The organism is Streptomyces sp. NBC_00287 (assembly GCF_036173105.1).
Classification (GTDB): domain Bacteria; phylum Actinomycetota; class Actinomycetes; order Streptomycetales; family Streptomycetaceae; genus Streptomyces.
The window spans coordinates 5148534-5165993 of sequence record NZ_CP108053.1; the positions used below are offsets into that span (position 1 = coordinate 5148534).

At 67.8% G+C, this 17460-nt stretch carries 16 protein-coding genes and 1 pseudogene; 10 read left to right on the top strand and 7 right to left on the bottom strand.

Annotated features, from left to right (window positions below):
* Positions 1–13 precede the first annotated feature (13 nt).
* Positions 14–1138 carry a hypothetical protein gene (locus tag OHT76_RS23535; RefSeq protein WP_328872841.1) on the top strand — a complete coding sequence of 375 codons (1125 nt, stop codon included), beginning with the start codon at positions 14–16 and terminating at the stop codon, positions 1136–1138.
* Between the two features lie 66 nt (positions 1139–1204).
* Here OHT76_RS23535 and OHT76_RS23540 read toward each other — a convergent pair whose 3' ends face one another.
* Both OHT76_RS23540 and OHT76_RS23545 read right to left on the bottom strand, forming a co-directional pair.
* Positions 1205–1990 (bottom strand): SURF1 family protein, encoded by a 786-nt coding sequence (locus tag OHT76_RS23540; protein ID WP_328872842.1) that lies wholly within the window; start codon positions 1988–1990, stop codon positions 1205–1207.
* Positions 1991–2033: 43 nt separating this feature from the next.
* Complete coding sequence (locus OHT76_RS23545; protein WP_328872843.1) at positions 2034–2408, bottom strand: nuclear transport factor 2 family protein; 375 nt, start codon at positions 2406–2408, stop codon at positions 2034–2036.
* Positions 2409–2528: 120 nt separating this feature from the next.
* On the opposite strand from OHT76_RS23545, the gene OHT76_RS23550 reads away from it, so the two are divergent.
* Positions 2529–4355: a S9 family peptidase gene (locus OHT76_RS23550; RefSeq protein ID WP_328872844.1), complete on the top strand. Its 1827-nt coding sequence runs from the start codon at positions 2529–2531 to the stop codon at positions 4353–4355.
* A gap of 672 nt (positions 4356–5027) precedes the next feature.
* On the opposite strand, the gene OHT76_RS23555 is transcribed toward OHT76_RS23550, so the two are convergent.
* Positions 5028–6926 (bottom strand): NAD-binding protein, encoded by a 1899-nt coding sequence (locus OHT76_RS23555; protein ID WP_328876604.1) that lies wholly within the window; start codon positions 6924–6926, stop codon positions 5028–5030.
* A 173-nt stretch (positions 6927–7099) separates the two neighbouring features.
* Between OHT76_RS23555 and OHT76_RS23560 the strand changes: the two genes are divergently transcribed.
* A complete protein-coding gene (locus OHT76_RS23560) occupies positions 7100–8092 on the top strand; it encodes a permease (RefSeq protein ID WP_328872845.1) in 993 nt (330 codons plus the stop codon).
* Positions 8089–8790: a TIGR03943 family putative permease subunit gene (locus tag OHT76_RS23565; protein ID WP_328872846.1), complete on the top strand. Its 702-nt coding sequence runs from the start codon at positions 8089–8091 to the stop codon at positions 8788–8790. Before OHT76_RS23560 ends, OHT76_RS23565 begins: the two co-directional genes overlap by 4 nt.
* Here the strand turns inward: OHT76_RS23565 and OHT76_RS23570 are convergent.
* Complete coding sequence (locus tag OHT76_RS23570) at positions 8787–8993, bottom strand: DUF4287 domain-containing protein (protein ID WP_328872847.1); 207 nt, start codon at positions 8991–8993, stop codon at positions 8787–8789. The two genes, OHT76_RS23565 and OHT76_RS23570, sit on opposite strands and share 4 nt — an antisense overlap.
* Before the next feature lie 161 nt (positions 8994–9154).
* Between OHT76_RS23570 and OHT76_RS23575 the strand changes: the two genes are divergently transcribed.
* Positions 9155–10297, top strand: coding sequence for a hypothetical protein (locus OHT76_RS23575; protein WP_328872848.1), 1143 nt, complete (start codon positions 9155–9157; stop codon positions 10295–10297).
* A 70-nt stretch (positions 10298–10367) separates the two neighbouring features.
* Positions 10368–10657, top strand: a pseudogene (locus OHT76_RS23580) (tyrosine-type recombinase/integrase); the annotation flags it as partial.
* Positions 10658–10727: 70 nt separating this feature from the next.
* On the opposite strand, the gene OHT76_RS23585 reads toward OHT76_RS23580, so the two are convergent.
* Together OHT76_RS23585 and OHT76_RS23590 are read right to left on the bottom strand one after the other, a co-directional pair.
* Positions 10728–11102, bottom strand: coding sequence for a hypothetical protein (locus OHT76_RS23585; protein WP_328872849.1), 375 nt, complete (start codon positions 11100–11102; stop codon positions 10728–10730).
* A 509-nt stretch (positions 11103–11611) separates the two neighbouring features.
* On the bottom strand, positions 11612–12511 hold the full coding sequence (locus tag OHT76_RS23590; protein ID WP_328872850.1) for a YDG/SRA domain-containing protein: 900 nt from the start codon (positions 12509–12511) through the stop codon (positions 11612–11614).
* A 109-nt stretch (positions 12512–12620) separates the two neighbouring features.
* On the opposite strand from OHT76_RS23590, the gene OHT76_RS23595 reads away from it, so the two are divergent.
* The 4 genes from OHT76_RS23595 (at position 12621) to OHT76_RS23610 (ending at position 16084) form a co-directional block, all read left to right on the top strand.
* Positions 12621–13595, top strand: a complete 975-nt coding sequence (locus tag OHT76_RS23595) for a DNA cytosine methyltransferase (protein WP_328872851.1) — start codon at positions 12621–12623, stop codon at positions 13593–13595.
* Positions 13596–13636: 41 nt separating this feature from the next.
* Positions 13637–14074, top strand: a complete 438-nt coding sequence (locus tag OHT76_RS23600; protein WP_328872852.1) for a very short patch repair endonuclease — start codon at positions 13637–13639, stop codon at positions 14072–14074.
* Between the two features lie 587 nt (positions 14075–14661).
* Positions 14662–15474 (top strand): ParB/RepB/Spo0J family partition protein, encoded by an 813-nt coding sequence (locus OHT76_RS23605; protein ID WP_328872853.1) that lies wholly within the window; start codon positions 14662–14664, stop codon positions 15472–15474.
* A gap of 289 nt (positions 15475–15763) precedes the next feature.
* Positions 15764–16084, top strand: coding sequence for a hypothetical protein (locus OHT76_RS23610; protein ID WP_328872854.1), 321 nt, complete (start codon positions 15764–15766; stop codon positions 16082–16084).
* A 222-nt stretch (positions 16085–16306) separates the two neighbouring features.
* On the opposite strand, the gene OHT76_RS23615 is transcribed toward OHT76_RS23610, so the two are convergent.
* Positions 16307–17227, bottom strand: a complete 921-nt coding sequence (locus OHT76_RS23615; RefSeq protein ID WP_328872855.1) for a hypothetical protein — start codon at positions 17225–17227, stop codon at positions 16307–16309.
* Positions 17228–17460: the final 233 nt, after the last annotated feature.

The following is a 17460-nucleotide window of genomic DNA, read 5'->3' on the forward strand; positions in this document are numbered from 1 at the left end:
TGGGAACGGAACTGTGAACCACGGCCCCGACGGCCAGGGCCCCAACGGGCCCGACTCGGACGACCTGAACGCGTCACGCGGGGCGCGGGGCCCTGCGGAGGGCGGCTCGGGTCTGGATGGGCTCGTCGGCTCGGACGAGTTGGATCTGCGCACGTTGCTGCACGACGCGGTTCAGGAGATCGAGCCGCGTGACGGCACGCTTGAGCATCTGCGGCGGGCGGTGCCTGCCCGGCGGGCGCGTAAGCGGCAGGCTCTCGTCGGTATGGCGGCTGCGGCTCTCTTCGTCGGTACGGCGGTCCCCGCGCTCGTGCACGTCTCGCAGACGACCGGCCCGGGCGCCAACCCCTCCGTGGCGGGGCACGGCACCGAGGCTCAGGGCGGTGCCAGTCAGGGCGTGGACCCCGACACCGACCAGGGCTCGTCCGGCGGCTCCTCGGGCACGACCGAGGACAAGGACAAGGGGAGCGAGGAGAAGGAGAACGAGGGCAAGGGCGACGGCAGCGGCACCGGCTCGGGCGGCTCCGCCGACCCGTCGGTGACCAGCGGCACGGACGCGGCCATCTGTACGGCGGAGCAGCTGGCGGTCGCCGCGGCGGGCGCGGACGCGCCGGACGGGGTGAACACCGTCTACGGCACGTTCCGCTTCACCAACTCCTCGGTGGAGGCGTGCACGGTGACGAGCCCGGGCTCGCTCTCCGCCCTGGGAGCGGGCGCGGCGGACCAGACAAAGATCGCCACGGCCCGCCACATCTCCGGCGACCCGGCGACGGCCCTCCCCGACCCGTCCCTGGAACTGACGTCCCTGCTCCTTCAGCCGGGCTCCTCGTACGAGGTGAAATTCGCCTGGGTCCCCTCGGAAACCTGCCCCACCACAGGCGACAACTCCGGCGGCACGGTCGGCGGCGGAGGCGACCCCAGCCCCGACCCGACCCCCACGGACGGCGGCACCACCTCAGAGGGCACATCAACGGGCGGCGACACAGGCACCTCCACCCAACTCCTGACGGAGGACGGCACAGCGGACGGCACCGTGACGGTGTCGAACACGGCGGAGCCGGCGGCGCCTACGGCACAGGTGACGATCTCGGGGGCTTGTGCGGGGACGGTTTATTGGACTGGGGTGTTGGCGGGGGCGTAGGGGCTTGGGGGTCGTAGAACCCGCGTAGCTGCGGGCGGTCGTCCGCTGGGGCGGCATGGCAGCCCCTCACACGGCAACCCGCTCGTCGTCCTCCCGTGGCACCAACCCCAGCTCCGCATCCCGCGCGAACTCCACCTCGCGCCGCAGCAACCGGAACCACATAAAGACCACAAACCCGGCAAAGACAAACCATTCCCCGGTATACCCAAGGTTCTGGAACGCCTTCAGATCCAACCCGGAATCCCGCGCCGCACTCACCGGCACGGCCTTCATCCCCGAGTCCCCCTCGTTCAAGGTCACCCACGCGTCATACACGTCGTAAGGAACAAGGTTCACCAAGGACGCCGCACTGATGGCCCCGGTCTGCCCAGCAGGCAAACCCCCCTGCCCAGGCACCCCGTTCTCCCCGGGCTGCTCGGACGCCTGCAAGGCACCGGTCACGGTGACCTCCCCGGCAGGCGCGGCCGGCACCTTCGAAGGATCCGCATCCCCAGGCAGCCACCCCCGAACCACCGGCAACGCCGAACCACCGTCGGTCCGCAGCAAGGTCAGGACGTAAAACCCCCGCCGCTCATCCAGCTCCCGATCCGGCACGAGCAACTGCTCCCCGTACCGCCCGCTGGCAGTGACCTGCTTCCCCACCGTCGTCTTGTCCACAGGCAACATCTCGGCAACCGGCCGAGCCGCCTCCCGCTTGTCGGACGCGGCCCGCGCCTCCGCCCCCCGGTGGTCCTCCACGCGCGCCTCGAACCGGCTCAACTGCCATGACCCCATGAAGATGCAGAAGGGGATGGCGAGCAGCACGAAGACGTTGATCCCCCACCAACGGGGCGTCAGCAGAAACCGGTACACGCCACCACGGTACGGGCACCGCCGACACCCCCCTCCCGCGGGGTCAGAACCGCTCGGTGAGATGGGCCCGGTTCGCAGGCGGCTCGTACGGGTCGGGCCAGAAGTCCGTGACGCCGGTGATCAGCCCCCGCTCGTCCCCGGTGAAGAAGGAGATCCCGATATTCACCTCGTCCCCGAGCGTGAACCGTATCCAGGACACGGCCTGCCCCGGCTCGGCGACGATCCGCTCCACCCGCACATGCCAGTCCCCGGGAAACTCCCGATTGAACCGCACATACGCTTCCCGCCCCCGCACCCGCTCCCGGCTCAGCGGCGCCTCGTACGCCACGTCCTCGACAAGCGTCCCGGCGAACGCATCCCAGTCACGGGCCTCGGCAGCGGCCCAGAACTCCTCGACGGTTTTCCGCAGATCGGTCATGCCGAGCAGTCTGCACTCCACCACTGACAACGGGCCCGCCCTCGCCCCGCCGCGGGGAAGTTATCCACAGGCTGAGGACCGGGCCAGCGCAATGTCGGCGGAGCCAGGCACTATGGGGCCATGACTGAGAGCAACGGGTCCGCCGTGCCGGATCAGCAGGAGCAGAACCGGGCCATGCCGGACTGGGAGAAGCGCTTCCGGGCGCCGCGGGTGTCACTGCCGGACTGGGCGGAGGACGCCCCGGACCGCTCCCTGTTCGTGTCGAACGCGACGGGGACGTACGAGCTGTACGCCTGGGACCGCGCCACAGGTGAGCAGCGCCAGGTGACGAACCGCCCGAACGGTACGACGGACGGCGTGCTCTCCCCGGACGGCGCCTGGATCTGGTGGTTCGACGACAAGGACGGCGACGAGTTCGGCGTCTGGCGCCGCCAGCCCTTCGCCGGCGGCGAGGACGAGCTGGCGACCCCGGGCCTCGACCCTTCCTACCCTGCGGGCCTGGCCCTCGGAAGAGACGGCCGTACGGCGATCGTGGGTCGCTCCACGGACGAGGAGGGTACGACGATCCATCTCGCCCGCATCGGCGAGCCCCCGGCGGAGCTCTACCGCCACCGCGAGTCGGCGGGCGTCGGTGATCTCTCCCACGACGGTTCGCTGATCGCCGTCGAGCACACCGAGCACGGCGACGCGATGCACTCCGCGCTGCGCGTCCTGCGCCCGGACGGCACGGCTGTCGCGGAGCTGGACGACACCAAGGGCGGCACCGTTGAGCTGGGCCTGGAGGTGCTGGGCTTCGCCCCGGTCGACGGCGACCCCCGCCTTCTCGTCGGCCACCAGCGCCGCGGCCGCTGGGAACCGCTGGTCTGGGACGTGTCGACGGGCGAGGAAACGGACCTGTCCCTGGACCTCCCTGGCGATGTGAGCGCCGAGTGGTACCCGGACGGCTCGGGCCTGCTGGTGGCGCACAGCTACGAGGCCCGCAGCGAACTCTTCCGCTACGACCTCACCACCCACGACCTGACGAAGATCCCCACCCCCCAGGGCACGGTCTCCGGCGCGACGGCCCGCCCCGACGGCACGGTCGAGTTCCTGTGGTCCTCGGCCGCCGAACCGTCGACGGTCCGTTCGACGACGGGCGAGGTGGTCCTGGACCCACCGGGCATGAGGTCGCCGGGCTCGGTCGCGGTGGAGGACGTATGGGTGGAGGGCCCGGGAGGCAGAATCCACGCCCTGATCCAGAAGCCGAAGGATGTGACCGGTCCGCTCCCCACGGTCTTCGACATCCACGGCGGCCCGACCTGGCACGACAGTGACGCCTTCGCCGCGGGCCCGGCGGCCTGGGTGGACCACGGCTACGCGGTCATCAGGGTCAACTACCGAGGCTCGACGGGCTACGGCCGAGCCTGGACGGACGCCCTGAAGCACCGAGTGGGCCTGATCGAGCTGGAGGACATCGAGGCGGTCCGGGAATGGGCCGTGTCCTCAGGTCTCGCGGACCCCACCCGCCTGATCCTGACGGGCGGCTCCTGGGGCGGCTACCTCACGCTCCTGGGCCTGGGCACCCAGCCGGACGCCTGGACCCTGGGCATCGCGGCGGTCCCGGTAGCGGACTACGTCACGGCCTACCACGACGAAATGGAAGCCCTGAAGGCCATGGACCGCACCCTCCTGGGCGGCACCCCGGAAGAGGTCCCGGAACGCTTCGAGGCGTCCTCCCCGATCACGTACGTGGATCAAGTCAAGTCCCCCGTCTACATCTCAGCGGGCGTGAACGACCCCCGCTGCCCCATCCGCCAGATCGACAACTACGTCAAGCGCCTGGAATCCCGCGCAGCAATCCACGAGGTCTACCGCTACGACGCAGGCCACGGCTCCCTGGTAGTAGACGAACGAATCAAACAACTCCGCCTGGAACTGGACTTCGCAAACCGCCACTTGAACGCCTGAGGAGGGGGCACCGACGAGACAGACCTGCACAGCCGCGGGGCGGCCGAACGCACACAACTGCGACCAGCCGCACCGCTGCACCCACGGCCACTACGGGCAGTCGTCCCGCTGCGGCGGCGTCCAACGGTCGTAACTGCGGGCTGCCGCTCCGCTGCACCCACCGCCGCTGCGGGCAGTCGTGCCGCTGGGGCGGCGCCCACCGGGCAGCGGCGCGGTCCCACTCCCGTGACTGCGGGCTGCCGCTCCGCTGCACCCACCGCCGCTGCGGGCAGCCGTCCCGCTGCGGCGGCGTCCAACGGTCGTAACTGCGGCCAGCCGCACCGCTGTACCCGTCGCCGCTGCGGGCAGTCGTGCCGCTGGGGCGGCGCCCACCGGGCAGCGGCGCGGTCCCACTCCCGTGACTGCGGGCTGCCGCTCCGCTGTACCCACCGCCGCTGCGGGCAGTCGTCCCGCTGCGGCGGCGTCCAACGGTCGTAACTGCGGGCTGCCGCTCCGCTGTACCCGCCGCCGCTGCGGGCAGTCGTGCCGCTGGGGCGGCGCCCGCTGCCAAAGAGAGCGGCACCCCGCCAGCGCGGGCGAGCGCACCTACCCGGCGGTCACCCCCACGCAGCGGCACGACTGCTGGCACGGGCAACCGAAACCCACCCCACCCAAGCCCCGGCACAGACCGCCTCACGCCCCCGCCGACTCCCGCCGCCTCCGCCCCAACAACTCCGCCAATCCCCTCCGCGTAGCAGCCAGCACAACCCGGTCCTCGCGCCGCAGGACATACGTGTCAGGCAGATCCCACACCAGCCCAGACCCCCGTACCCCCGAATCCCCGCCCCCAGCCTCGGACCCAGACCCAGACCCAGACCCAGCCACCGCATCCGCAGCCACAGCCGTATCCAACGCCAACACCCGCCACGCCCCCGCCCGAAACGCCTCCCCCACAGTCCGCCCCTCCAACTGCGGATGCCCGCCCACCTCCACAGCCGCGAACAACAACACCCGCCGCTCGACCGGAATCGCCCCGAGGATCTGCCGCCCCAACATTGCCCCGGCAAACGCAGGCGCCGCCAAATGCGTAACGCTCCGACTCCGAGTAGAGGCAGCCGGATGCGCGGCGCGCAGCGTGCGATACACGGCAGTCGCGAAGTCGTCGTCGTACAGCCGAAGCACCACCCGCAAGTCCGGCCGAACAGACCGCGCCGCCAGCACGGCCTCCAGATTCGTCGTATCCGCACTGGTCACGGCAAGCAACGCAGTCGCCCGATGAATCTTCGCGGCCTCCAGCACCCCCTCCTGAGTGACGTCCCCCAACACCACGGGCACCCGCAACCGCCGAGCCGTAGCCATCCCGCGAGCCTCAGGATCCGCCTCGACGCACACCACCGGAATATGCAGCTCCCGCAACCGGGTCAGTACCCGCGTCCCGATCTTCCCCAGCCCGAGCAGCACCACATGCCCACCCAGCCCCCGAGGCGGCTTCCGCAGAGCCGACGAACTCCGAAAGGTCCCCAAAGCCTCCAGCACAGCGGCCAGCAAGACCGGCAACAGCAGCAAACCGAGCAGTCCGGAGAGGAGTTGCAGCACTTGTCGACCCGTGGACTCATTCAGCGCCGGCTCATTGATGGCGAAGAGATCGAGAAGCGTCTCGTACGTCGCGTGCAGCGGATGATCCCCCGTAGCCACGGTCAACGCCACGGCCAGCCCGAAGACACACCCCACAAGCCCCGCCAACGACCACCGAAGCCGCCGCGAGAACAAGGACGAGAACGCCGGTACGACCCCCCGCCCGCCCGACATGGAAGGCCCCGAGTACGACACCTGCTCCAGCACGACGGCCCCCCGCCCCCGAGCCGCCCGCACCGCGGCCTCATCGGGCAGCAACTGCGGCCCCTGCTCCCCGCTCTCGGAACCCCCGGCATAGTTCAACGGCGCGGACAGCAACGCCAAGGTAGCCAGCCCAGAGGCCGCCACCCGCCCGTCCCCACCCGGCTGCCGCTCCACCGCGCGCAGCAATAACCCATCGGTCTGTACGACCTTGCTGGTACCGACCAGCGCGGTGGCAACCAGCGCGGGCGCGGCGGTGTCGGCGTCGGACAGGACGACGGTGGAGGCGTCGGAGACCCCGTCCCCCGTGGCCAACGCGGCGGCCTGATCGAGGAGTTCCTCGATGTGCTGCCCCAACCGCCGGTTGTAGAGCCGTAGGACGAGCCGCAGCCGAGGATTGAGCCGACGCGCGGTGAGGGCGGCGCGGATATTGGCCTCGTCGTCGTCATAGACGAGGGCGAGCGCGGTGGCCCGCTCGACGCCGACGTCCGCCAGCACCGTCTCGGTGACTTCGGCGGCCTCGACGACGCGCTCGCTGTCGACCGGCGCACCGTTCCTCGCGGCCCGGCTGACGGCCGCGTTGGCGTTGACCACCCGGTCGAGCAGGGCCGCCGAAGCAGCCCGCGCCCGCCCGACCACGGGCAGCCGCACCCGTCGCTCGGAGGGCGGCACGACGAGCGTGACCTGTTCGCCGTAGACACCGCGCAGCTCCGCGGCGAGCCGGTGCGCGAGCCCGTCGTCGCCGCACACCACCATGTGCGCGGGTGGCGCACCACCCGGCTGACCTTGACTCGGAACGCTCGCCACGAGGGAAAAGACTGCCTCACCGAGACGGGTGGTTCCAGCAGGCATCTGAACAATCGACGCCAACTCCCCGTATGCATGGGGAGGAAGACCGGCAAGAGCCCACCGGAGGGACGCGACCACCCGTGGCGACCACCACCCGAACCCGACCCCCCGACCAGGACGAAGGCCGCCAATCAGCCGCCCCCCTCCTCTTCATCACGGTGCTCGTGCTGGCCGTACTCCTGCAGAACCCCCTGCGCGGAGCGCTGTCCGCGCCGGTGATGCAGAGCTGGACGACGGTCTTCGTGGCGGTGGTGATCCAGGCGCTGCCCTTCCTGGTGCTGGGCGTCCTGCTCTCGGCGGCGATCGCGGTGTTCGTGCCGCCGACGTTCTTCGCTCGGGCCCTGCCCAACCGTCCGGCCCTGGCGGTCCCGGTGGCGGGCGCGGCGGGAGTGGTGCTGCCGGGCTGCGAGTGCGCGTCGGTCCCCGTGGCGGGAGCGCTGGTCCGCCGTGGAGTGACCCCGGCCGCCGCCCTGGCCTTCCTCCTCTCGGCTCCGGCGATCAACCCGATCGTGCTGACCTCGACGGCGGTGGCCTTCCCCGGCGCCCCGGAAATGGTCCTGGCCCGCCTGGTCGCGAGTCTGCTGACGGCCTGCGCGATGGGCTGGCTGTGGCTGCGCCTCGGCCGCACCGACTGGCTGCGCCCACCGACCCGCCCGTCCCACGAGGGCCAGACCAGGGGAGCCGCCTTCTGGGGCTCGGTCCGGCACGACGTGATGCACGCCGGCGGCTTCCTGGTGGTGGGCGCGATGGCCGCGGCGACCTTGAAGGCGGCGGCACCGGAGAGCTGGCTGCGGGAGCTGGCGTCCAACCCGCCGCTGGCGATCCTCTCCCTCGCCTTCTTGGCCGTACTGCTGTCGATCTGCTCGGAGGCGGACGCGTTCGTGGCGGCTTCGCTGACGCACTTCTCCCTGACGGCGCGGCTCACCTTCCTTGTCGTAGGCCCGATGATCGACCTGAAACTCTTCGCGATGCAGGCAGGCACCTTCGGCCGGGCCTTCGCCCTGCGCTTCGCACCGACGACCTTCGTCGTAGCGGTAGTGATCTCGACGGCGACCGGGGCGGTGCTGCTGTGAAGCGCCAGGCCCAGGCGGCGATCCTGTTCCTGCTGGGCGCGTCGCTGCTGCACGCGGGCACGACGGACCTGTACTTGCGCTACGTCAAGTCGGGCCTGCGCCCGCTGCTCCTGCTCTCGGCGGCGATCCTGATGGCGGCGGCCCTGGCCACGGCCTGGTACGAACGCAAGTCCCCCACCCCCTCCCACCACCCCGAACCCAGAGTCAGCTGGCTCCTGACCCTCCCCCTGCTGGCCCTGATCCTGGTGGCCCCACCGGCACTGGGCTCCTACAGCGCGCTCCGCACGGGCACAGCCCTCCAAGAGCCGCTCGGCTACCCGGAGTTGCCGCCGACCGACCCCCTCCCCATGGCCCTGACGGACTACGCGGGCAGAGCGGTCTACGACGAGGGCCGCTCCCTGAAGAACCGCCGAGTGGAGATCACAGGCTTCGTGGCCCTGTCACCCTCCGGAACCCCCTACCTGGTCCGCATGACCCTCAACTGCTGCGCGGCGGACGCCCAGCCGGTGAAGATCGCCCTGACCGGAGAGGTCCCCCCGGTCCTCCGCCCGGACACCTGGCTACGAGTGACGGGCACCTACACCCCCCGCACCACGAAGGACCCGGTGAACGGCGCCCCCATCCCGTTCCTGAAGGTGACGGAGGCGACCCCGACGAAGGCCCCCAAGGACCCGTACGACGAAACCTGGAACACCTAACAACCCTCGGCCAGTGTGTGCGCGACCAGCGCATTGGCATGCCCGTGCCCCAACCCGTGCTCAGCCTTCAGCCAGCTGACGAGCTCCATGTGCTTGGTGAGTTCCGAGCCCCGGATGAGCTCCTTCCACTCCGAGATCGGACGGCCGTACTTCTTCTCGATGGAAGGGAAGTAGCTGGCGGGACCCTTAACGGCGGCGGTCATGTCGATGCTCTCCTGTCGAGGTGGGCGATGGTGCCGAGTAGGAGACCGGGGGAGGGCGGAAAAGTCATCGGTGGCCCCTGCTGTGGAGCCGCCGAAGCACTGGCCAGGTGATGAGCGGATTCCTCCCCGTCGCCTGGCATATCCCTGCCAGGATCGGACGCGTGACATACGTAGTGACCGTGGACGTCCACATCCCGGAGGGCACTCCGGAGATGGACCCACTTCAACGCGTCGGCGCCGTGACGATCATCGAGGATGGCTTCGACTCGGTCGAAGTCATCGAGGGACCCGACGGCATGGAGGTCGATCGCCTCGACAGCATCGTGGCCGTCTACCCGGGCGGAGCGCTCCTGAAAGTCTTCGTGGATGCTCCGGCCCTGGAATTCGCCGAGGAGGCGGTGCGATCGGTCGTGGGTGAACTGCTGGAACGGTCCGATCTGTTGGCTGACTGGCAGATCGAGCGATGCGAGGTCGAACTGCACCCGGAGCTCGCTCAGGAGAGTCTCGACGCCGCCGGCGGTCCCGATGCCCCGCCCGATGATCCCGCTGACCGAAAGGCACGGCACACCGGGCGTCCCATCGCCGAGGCCGACAAGGAGAGCTACGACGCCGAGGCGCAAGCCGAGGCAGTACGCGGTCAGATGCTGGCACTGGCAGACGAGCTGCGCTCCTTCCCGCCCGTGATGTTCGGCGTTCTCGACGAGGAAGACGACGAGGAAGAAGACGGTGATCACGAGTTCGCCGTCTTGCCGGAGGAGGCCAAACTCGCTGCCGGTGCCTTGGTGTATGCCACGGACATCTTGGTGGACGAGCTGTTCCAAGACGTGCAGACCCTGACGGAGGAGGACACCACCGCTGCGGAATGCGACGGTCCCCTGTGGCACTTCGAGGACCTACCCGAGCGATACGCCCTCCAGTACGACGCCCGTTTCGCCCGCCGCTTCCTGGTGACGGTGATCGCCATGACCACCCGCTTCACGGACGGCAGCTTCCAGCAGCTGAGCTGCGTCGCCGAGGAACTCGCACTGAAGCTGCTGCTGAACGAGACAAACGTGACCCTGGAGACCTTCGGGCTGCTCGACGACGGCGTCTCGGCTGCTCTCGACGCGTTCGCCGACAACGTCTACGAGGACATGGATCACGAGTGGCTCTACGACGATTCCATGGACGGGATTGATGAGAGCGCCGTCGGGGCGGCTATCGGCGTCGCACCGATGGCGTTCAAGGCGTGGTTCACTCCGTTCAACGAGGGCAGGTACGTCCACCCGTCCGCGGCGGACGAACCCGAGGGGGCGGCGCAGTGAGATGTCTCCGATGATCTCGCGGGCTTCACCTGTAGCGGCTCTTGGGCCGTTTCTGAGACCGGCTTCGCGGCCGGCGGACGCAGCCAACGTCCGGCGAGACTTCGAGGCCATCGTGAAGAAGGCCGGACTGAAGCCTGAGTGGACGCCGCGGGAGCTCCGGCACAGCTTCGTGTCCCTGCGCTGCGCTCCGACCACGGCATCCCCCTGGAGCGAATCGCGCTCCTGGTCGGTCACAGCGGTCAGGCGACCACAGAGGCGGTCTACCGCAAGCAGCTCCGGCCCGTGATCACGCAGGGCGCCGAAGCGATGGACGTGATCTTCACCAACCAGGATGACGAACACGAGGGGCTTGGCGCCTGAGTCCGGGGCTTCGCGGTTGGGGGGGATCAGACAGATGCGAGTGGTCCCCCCATTACCGCCCACGACGAGGTCAGGGAGCAAGGCGTCTGGGGTCGATCGGATCGTCCGAGACCACGGTGTCCGGGTCCCTGACGCCGAGCTGGCGTCGCGCGGCCACGAACAATCGGTGCATCGCATCTCTCAGCCTGTCCTCCGCCGAACGGCCACCGTAGTGGTCGCTGAGTTCGTCCGGACGCCCCTCGTGCACGGCGCGCACCCACCAGGCGTGGTGCTCGACCTCCCTGGCCGCCTGCTGGAGCTCCGCCGTTCCCAGGATGCGCAGCTGCTGCACCACGGACCGTAGCCGGGCGTGCTCACTGTCGATCTTGTTGCGTTGCTCTTCCTGGTCCCGGACTCGGTCAAGGCGGCGGACCAGATGAACGAACTGCCGCGCCCGAGGCTGCACACTCCTTGCACAGGTCGTAGAGCGGCGCGTCCCAACGCACTGCCAGGGCGTGCCGCTCCTTTCTCCTCTCCGTCAGGTACGTGGGGATGAGACCTACGGCGGCACCAACTATCACCAGCAATACGCTCGTTGCTGTCGCGGAAGCATTCATGCCGGATATCCAACCGAGTGCGGGGCCCACAGATACCAACCCGGCGAATTTCGTCTGGTCGCAGCCGTAGCGGATCACGGGCCCACTCGGATCTTGATCGAAAGCCTTTGGCCCCCTGTTTGGCCCCCGAGCACGAAAGAGGGCACATACCAAATTTGGTATGTGCCCTCTGACCAGCGTCGGGGTGGCGGGATTTGAACCCACGACCTCTTCGTCCCGAATAAGGTCAGGGCAAGATGCAGACCTGACTACCAACATGTTTGCGCAGGTCAGGGCTTCGGGATGAGTTGGTCTCGCCAGGTCTCCGGCGGACGTCAGGAGAAGATCTTCTCCCAGGTTTCTCCCAAGCGCGTCGGTGTTATCGACGCCACCGTTCGCGGTGCTGCCTCACACAATCTCGGTCGATGACATGCCGGGGATGCGTCCGCAGCGTGCCGACCACCTCGCCGCCTCGGACCACCGAGAGGTCATCCCCCAAGACGATGGCGCCGGCATCGAGCATCACGTGGCAGTTCGCGCACAGGCAGAGAACGTTGCCAGTGGTGTCCGGACCGTTGTGCGGCGAACCAAGAGCCTGGATGTGCGCGCCCTCGCTGTAGCTGCCTCCAGGCACCTCGATGCGGATATCGCAGACCTGGCAGCGATTGTCGTGCCAATCCTTCACCTGGCGCTTCACGGCGCTGCTACGCACGATTCGTTGGACTGTCGAGGTAACGCGCTCGGGCGCTTCGTTTCCGCGGACGGGGGCGGCGCCCGAGTCTGCTTCAGCAGGCGTCACTCGGAGCTCCTGCTGATGGGCTACCTGCGGCATCGGGGTGCCGTCGTATGCCTCCAAGCGGAACTGCCAGATGAGGAAGCCATCGATGCCAAGTTTGCTGCCGTAGTTGGTGACGCGGTACAGGCCGTCGTAGCGGTATCCAGAGGCAGGGGCGTACGGGGAATCGTGCTTGCCCCGGATTACGCGGACGGGCAGGCCTTCGAGGTAGCTGGTGACCAGAGCTGCGTTGCCAGAGTCATCCAAAGTCTGGTCGCTCACCTGGTTCTTGGCGCCGTCCTGGCCCCCGTGGCCGGTGTAGATTATGACGCTGCCATAGTCCTCGTCGTCCTTATAGCCGCCGGACACGACGATGGACTCGGCCCCCTTCTTCTTGGTTCCGCAGATGCCGGCTTGCAACGGCCGGTGCACGCCTGCTTCATGAGCGAGACGACGCGTGGCGTACTCCTGACCTACTGGAACGTGAGGCACTTCACCGATCATGAGCGCAGCCTCCCACGACGCACCGACACTGCGCCCAGGCGGACCTTGCCTACTTGCGTCAACTACCGTCTTCGCGGGCGGCCATTGGGGAGCTCGGGAGTGAGGCACCGTGGGCAGATACGAGCTCGTCAACCTGTTTGCCGGGGCGGGTGGGCTGGATATGGCTGCTCGCGACTTGGGGGTGCCGTCGGTCGGCATCGAACGGGACGCAAATGTCTGTGCCACACGACGGGCGGCGGGACTGGCGACGGAGCAGGGTGACGTCCGTGAGTTCAACCCCAGCGACTTTCCCTCGGCCAACGTCCTGGCAGGCGGACCGCCGTGCCAGACGTTCACCACCGCCGGTACCGGAACCGGGCGTCGAGCTCTAACAGACGTGCTGCACTTCATACAGCGTATGGCGCTGCGTGAGGACGTTAGCGCGCCCCTGGCTCAACTGAACGACGAACGCACGGGCCTGGTACTGGAGCCGCTCCGATGGGCCCTAGCCGCGGCAGACAGCGGCCACCCCTACGAAGCAGTCGTGCTGGTACAGGTGCCAACCGTCCTGCCAGCCTGGCAGGCCGTGGGCGATGTGCTATCTGCTGAAGGCTATTCGGTGGCGTCCGGCCTGTTGAGGGCCGAGGAGTTTGGAGTTCCCCAGACGCGCCGCTACGCCGTGCTGATCGCGCGACGACGCCACGGGGCGGTAGCCCTCCCCAAAACGACGCACCAGCCGTACCGCAAAAATGCGTCCGAGGCTCCGAGCGACCCCACACTTCCGCCCTGCGTGACCATGGGCGAGGTGTTGGACCGACCCGAGCCATTCCACATGGTCTCCAACTACGGCACTGCTGGGGATCCGAAAGCCCGAGGCCGGCGAACCTCAGCAGAGCCAGCCTTCACCGTCACCGGCAAGGTCTACCGCAACCGGATCACGACTGAAGATGGCGCCGAACTAGAGCGACTAACGTGCGGTGAGGCAGGTCAGCTTCATAGCTTTCCGGCTGACTACCCCTGGGCGGGCAACGACAAAGCCCTACAGATTGGCAACGCCACCCCGCCGCTACTGGCTACGCACATCCTCACAGCCGCGCTGATTTGAAGCCCCTCGCCCATACAGCCCCGCGCCGGCAGAATGCTGTTGTGCCCCAAGACGACCCTTCCTCCACCGCCGTATCCGCCCGCATGAGCCGGCAGAGCTCCCGCGACGCCGCCCCGGAGGTTGCGGTCCGACGGCTCCTGCATGCGGCGGGTCTGCGCTACCGGGTGAACGTTCCGGTTCCCGGCATGCCCCGCCGCACAATCGACATCGTCTTCACCAAAGCCAAGATCGCCGTGTTCATCGACGGCTGCTTCTGGCACGGCTGTCCCGAGCACGCAACACAACCGGAGGCAAACGCGGAGTGGTGGCGAACCAAGCTGGACAAGAACATGGCCCGGGATGTCGAAATGACGGACCACCTGACGGCTGAAGGGTGGACTGTCCTGCGCTTTTGGGAGCACGAGTCCCCCGCGCATGTTGCTGACCGGGTCGCCGCTTGCGTAGCGGATCGGAGGGATGGCCAGACGCTTGAAGGCTGAGTGAAATTTCAGACCTGGGGTCCGTGGAGCGACCCTCGAGGATTCGCACCCGAGACCTGCGCATTACGAGTTGTCCGATCTTGATCCGGGAGCATCCCCTAGACGCTCCTTATCCCTGGTCAGAAGGGGTTCACAGACTCCAGCGGACAGCGATGGACGGTGCCGGATCCGGCGACAACTGAGACTGCGAGTGAGACCGGCCATTCACCTTGCGCCCGGCACCCGCGCCCTCCGCAGCGGTCGCCGGACGCGCGAGTCCTATCGCTTCCGCCGGCGAGCAGAGACGGAGCGCACGGCGGCCCCTTCACGAACGACGAGCTCATCCTCGCCTGTTACGTGGTGGCGCGCCCCATTGGGCCGCAACGCTCCTGCCCCGTAGAGGCATCAGCGCGTAGGCCGGCGTGCGCCAGGCTTACACCAACTGCGCTGCCACTGATGGTTAGTGAAGCGACTGGCCCGAACAGAGCTATTCGCGGGGGGACTTGGCGGGCCAGAGGTACCCATGATTAGATTGAAAGACGCGCTGTCTCCCAAAATCCCGGCTTAGCCGACAACTTCCCCCTAGCACAGCGCTGAAGGGCACAGCCATGCCTAAGGCACGGTACGAATTCAAGCTTCCCGAGCATCATGTGGACTACGGGGTTGAGCTGCCGATCACGAAGCTCAACATCGACCCGCAGGCACAGCGGACACTCAACGAGCGGCGAGCGCAGACCATCGCAAAGAGCATGGTGCGCGAGGCCCTCGGCTCCATCATCGTGTCAGAACGCACCGACGGTGAGCTGTACATCGTCGACGGGCAGCACCGGTGGCGCGCTTGCGCCCTGGAGGGTATCCCCACCATCAGGGCCGAAGTCCACCACGGCCTGACGCAGGCGCAGGAAGCGATCCTGTTCTTGATCAAGAACAGGGAGTCTCACAAGCCCCGCCCCATCGACGAGTACCACGTTGGCCTCACGGGCGGTGTCCCTCTGTTCGTTGACACGGACAGGATTCTGGAGAAGCACGGGCTGGCCCTCGGCTCCTCGTCCACGAACGGCGTGGGCGCCGTGTCCGGCGTACTTCAGATTGTGGATCGCTACGGTGCGCCCGTATTCGACCGCACGCTCACCGTCGCCGAGGACGCATGGGGACGCTCGGCCGAGACCTGGGACGGCATGCTCCTGGGCGGGATCGGTGCATTCCTCGGCCGGTGGGGAGATCTCGTCGACGACAAGGAACTGGCGCGGAAGATCCAGAGCATGGGCACTGCGGCCAAGTGGCGCTCCGAGATCCTCAGCCAGTCGTCACGCGGTGGCTTCAACAACAGCGGCACGGGCTCCAGGGTGACCACGGCGTACCGCCTCGTGGCGACGGCCTGGAACAAGGGTCGTAAGGCTGAGAACCGCATCGAGGCATAGCTCGACGACGAGCCGGCGCCCCTCAGAGGGGCTCAAGTCCACCGGCTTGGCCTGAGCGTGTTGCTGGTCCACGGAGGCACTCGTCCGAGAGTGGCGTCCCGTGGGCAGCAGCGCCCTGCGCGAAACAGGCGTCCTCTCGGGTCCGCGTTTTGCGGCGACTGTGCGTCCGTCTTGCCCAGGTGTCGAGCTGCCCCCCTGCAAGAAAGGCCCTCGATATAGCTCTCGTCTTGCCGACCTCCACGAAAAGGGTCAGCAGAACGTGTTCCTTCAACTCCTCGATGGCGCGCCCATGGAGACCGTCATCCCCATCGTTGCTGTATGCCTGGTGCTCGCCCTGGCCAGAGTCATCAAGAATCTGCCCAGGGATTCGATCACCAAGTTCTTCGAGCACCGCACGACCAAGTACCAGATCATCGCGGATGACGCCAAGGGACGCATCGCTGCCGTTCAGAAGCAGCGGCTCGTGTTTCTCGGCTTCGTCGTTGCCTGCGTCGCTGTAATCGGACTTGTACTCATCAACTCGACCAGCGATGAGGCCCGGGCTCCGGCTCCCGGCGGGGTGCCGACAACTGTGGAGTCTCCCCCATCGCCGGGAGGCGCTGCGCGATAGCCGAGCGCCCGCAGGGGGTGCCTCTCTCAGGAGTGGCACCCCCTCCGCCGATGTACGACTCTTTCGTCCCGAACGCGATCGGCGCCTCCGTGACCTTGCTTCGCGTGTACTGACCTCCCCGTTCGGCTCTGGCAGTGTCCATATCAGTCCGGGACGGTCCTCGTGCGGCTGCCTTGTTTGGCCCCCTATTTGGCCCCCCGGGGGGCGTTGGCCATTGAGGTGTCACTTCCACTGGATCCAGTCCGGCAGAGCATTGATGGAGAACGTGACCACCCCGCTCGGCACGTCTTCGAGTGGAGCCGCTAGAACACGTCCGTCGGGCAGGAGCACCTCCAGATCGAAGTACGTTGCATCGGCGTAGGCCCCCCGTGCGCACGCTTGTATGGCAGCCGGGTCCAGGCTCAACTCATTCGACGATCCGGGATCCCTTCGAAGCCTGAGTACCGGGGTCATGGGGTGTGCTGGCGAAGATCCGAGCATCGGCTGACCGTGATGCGCGGTGAGTTGATCAAGAACCCACTTGAGCTGATCCATACGGCGGGTTGGCGTACTTCCATGGATCACGGCTTCCGCGGCTCCAACGGCAGCCTGGCAGTAAGCCACCTGCTCGCCCTTACTGAGCGCTTTGGGAACAGCTCCGCCCTGGTTTCGAGGAGCTCCGCGCAGCTCGCTCGTGTGCGGATCGACGGTGAAACGCCGATGCGTCAGTGAGTTGCGCAGTTCCTCAGTAGAGGCGTAGATGCGGGCGAGCCGAAGCCAAAGGTCAGGGTGATGGTCGAAGGGGGGCACCGGGGGCACGCTCCCGGTGCGAGCCTGCTGCACTTTCTCCGTGATAGTGAAGCGCGTTCCCTTCTTTGGGGCTACGCCGCCTCGCTCCAGAGCGAACTCGATGAGTTGGTCGAGCACCTTCCAAGCGGCGCCGAAGAAGAGGGGACGGACATCGTCGAACTTCAGGTCAGACCCTGTGGCGCCCGACGTGCTGTCACCTGACGCCATTGCCACCTCGGGGGTGACGCGGAGGTCGTTTGCGTCCAAGTCGAGGACACTGCTCGCTTCGGATCGCGGAAGGAGTGGAGTGACCCGGTCGAGGGTGAGCCTTTCGAACGCGGTGTCGTCCTCGAAGTCTTGCAGGCTGGTAGGCATCCGGACTCCCTGAGCTAGACCATCCCTATGGCGCCTGTGCGTGCCGGCATGCACTTCCAGTATCGAGCGGGACGCTGTGCGCTGCGCTGGTAGTGCGTGTGGGCGCTTGTACCCACAAGGAAGCTCCCTGGTGGGACCGCGTCCCAACGGTCGGCCCAGGCGTCCGCGGCCCACAGGCGCCGCGTGACTGTGAAGCTGTAGGACCGCTTCAGCGCCTTTCGTCAACTTCTCCG

Coding starts and splice junctions, on each gene's coding strand:
- OHT76_RS23545 (WP_328872843.1), bottom strand. CDS start 2,408: ATGACCGATCTGCGGAAAACCGTCGAGGAGTTCTGGGCCGCTGCCGAG.
- OHT76_RS23590 (WP_328872850.1), bottom strand. CDS start 12,511: ATGATCGGTGAAGTGCCTCACGTTCCAGTAGGTCAGGAGTACGCCACG.
- OHT76_RS23610 (WP_328872854.1), top strand. CDS start 15,764: ATGGAGACCGTCATCCCCATCGTTGCTGTATGCCTGGTGCTCGCCCTG.
- OHT76_RS23555 (WP_328876604.1), bottom strand. CDS start 6,926: ATGGTGGTGTGCGGCGACGACGGGCTCGCGCACCGGCTCGCCGCGGAG.
- OHT76_RS23570 (WP_328872847.1), bottom strand. CDS start 8,993: ATGACCGCCGCCGTTAAGGGTCCCGCCAGCTACTTCCCTTCCATCGAG.
- OHT76_RS23615 (WP_328872855.1), bottom strand. CDS start 17,227: ATGCCTACCAGCCTGCAAGACTTCGAGGACGACACCGCGTTCGAAAGG.
- OHT76_RS23605 (WP_328872853.1), top strand. CDS start 14,662: ATGCCTAAGGCACGGTACGAATTCAAGCTTCCCGAGCATCATGTGGAC.
- OHT76_RS23550 (WP_328872844.1), top strand. CDS start 2,529: ATGACTGAGAGCAACGGGTCCGCCGTGCCGGATCAGCAGGAGCAGAAC.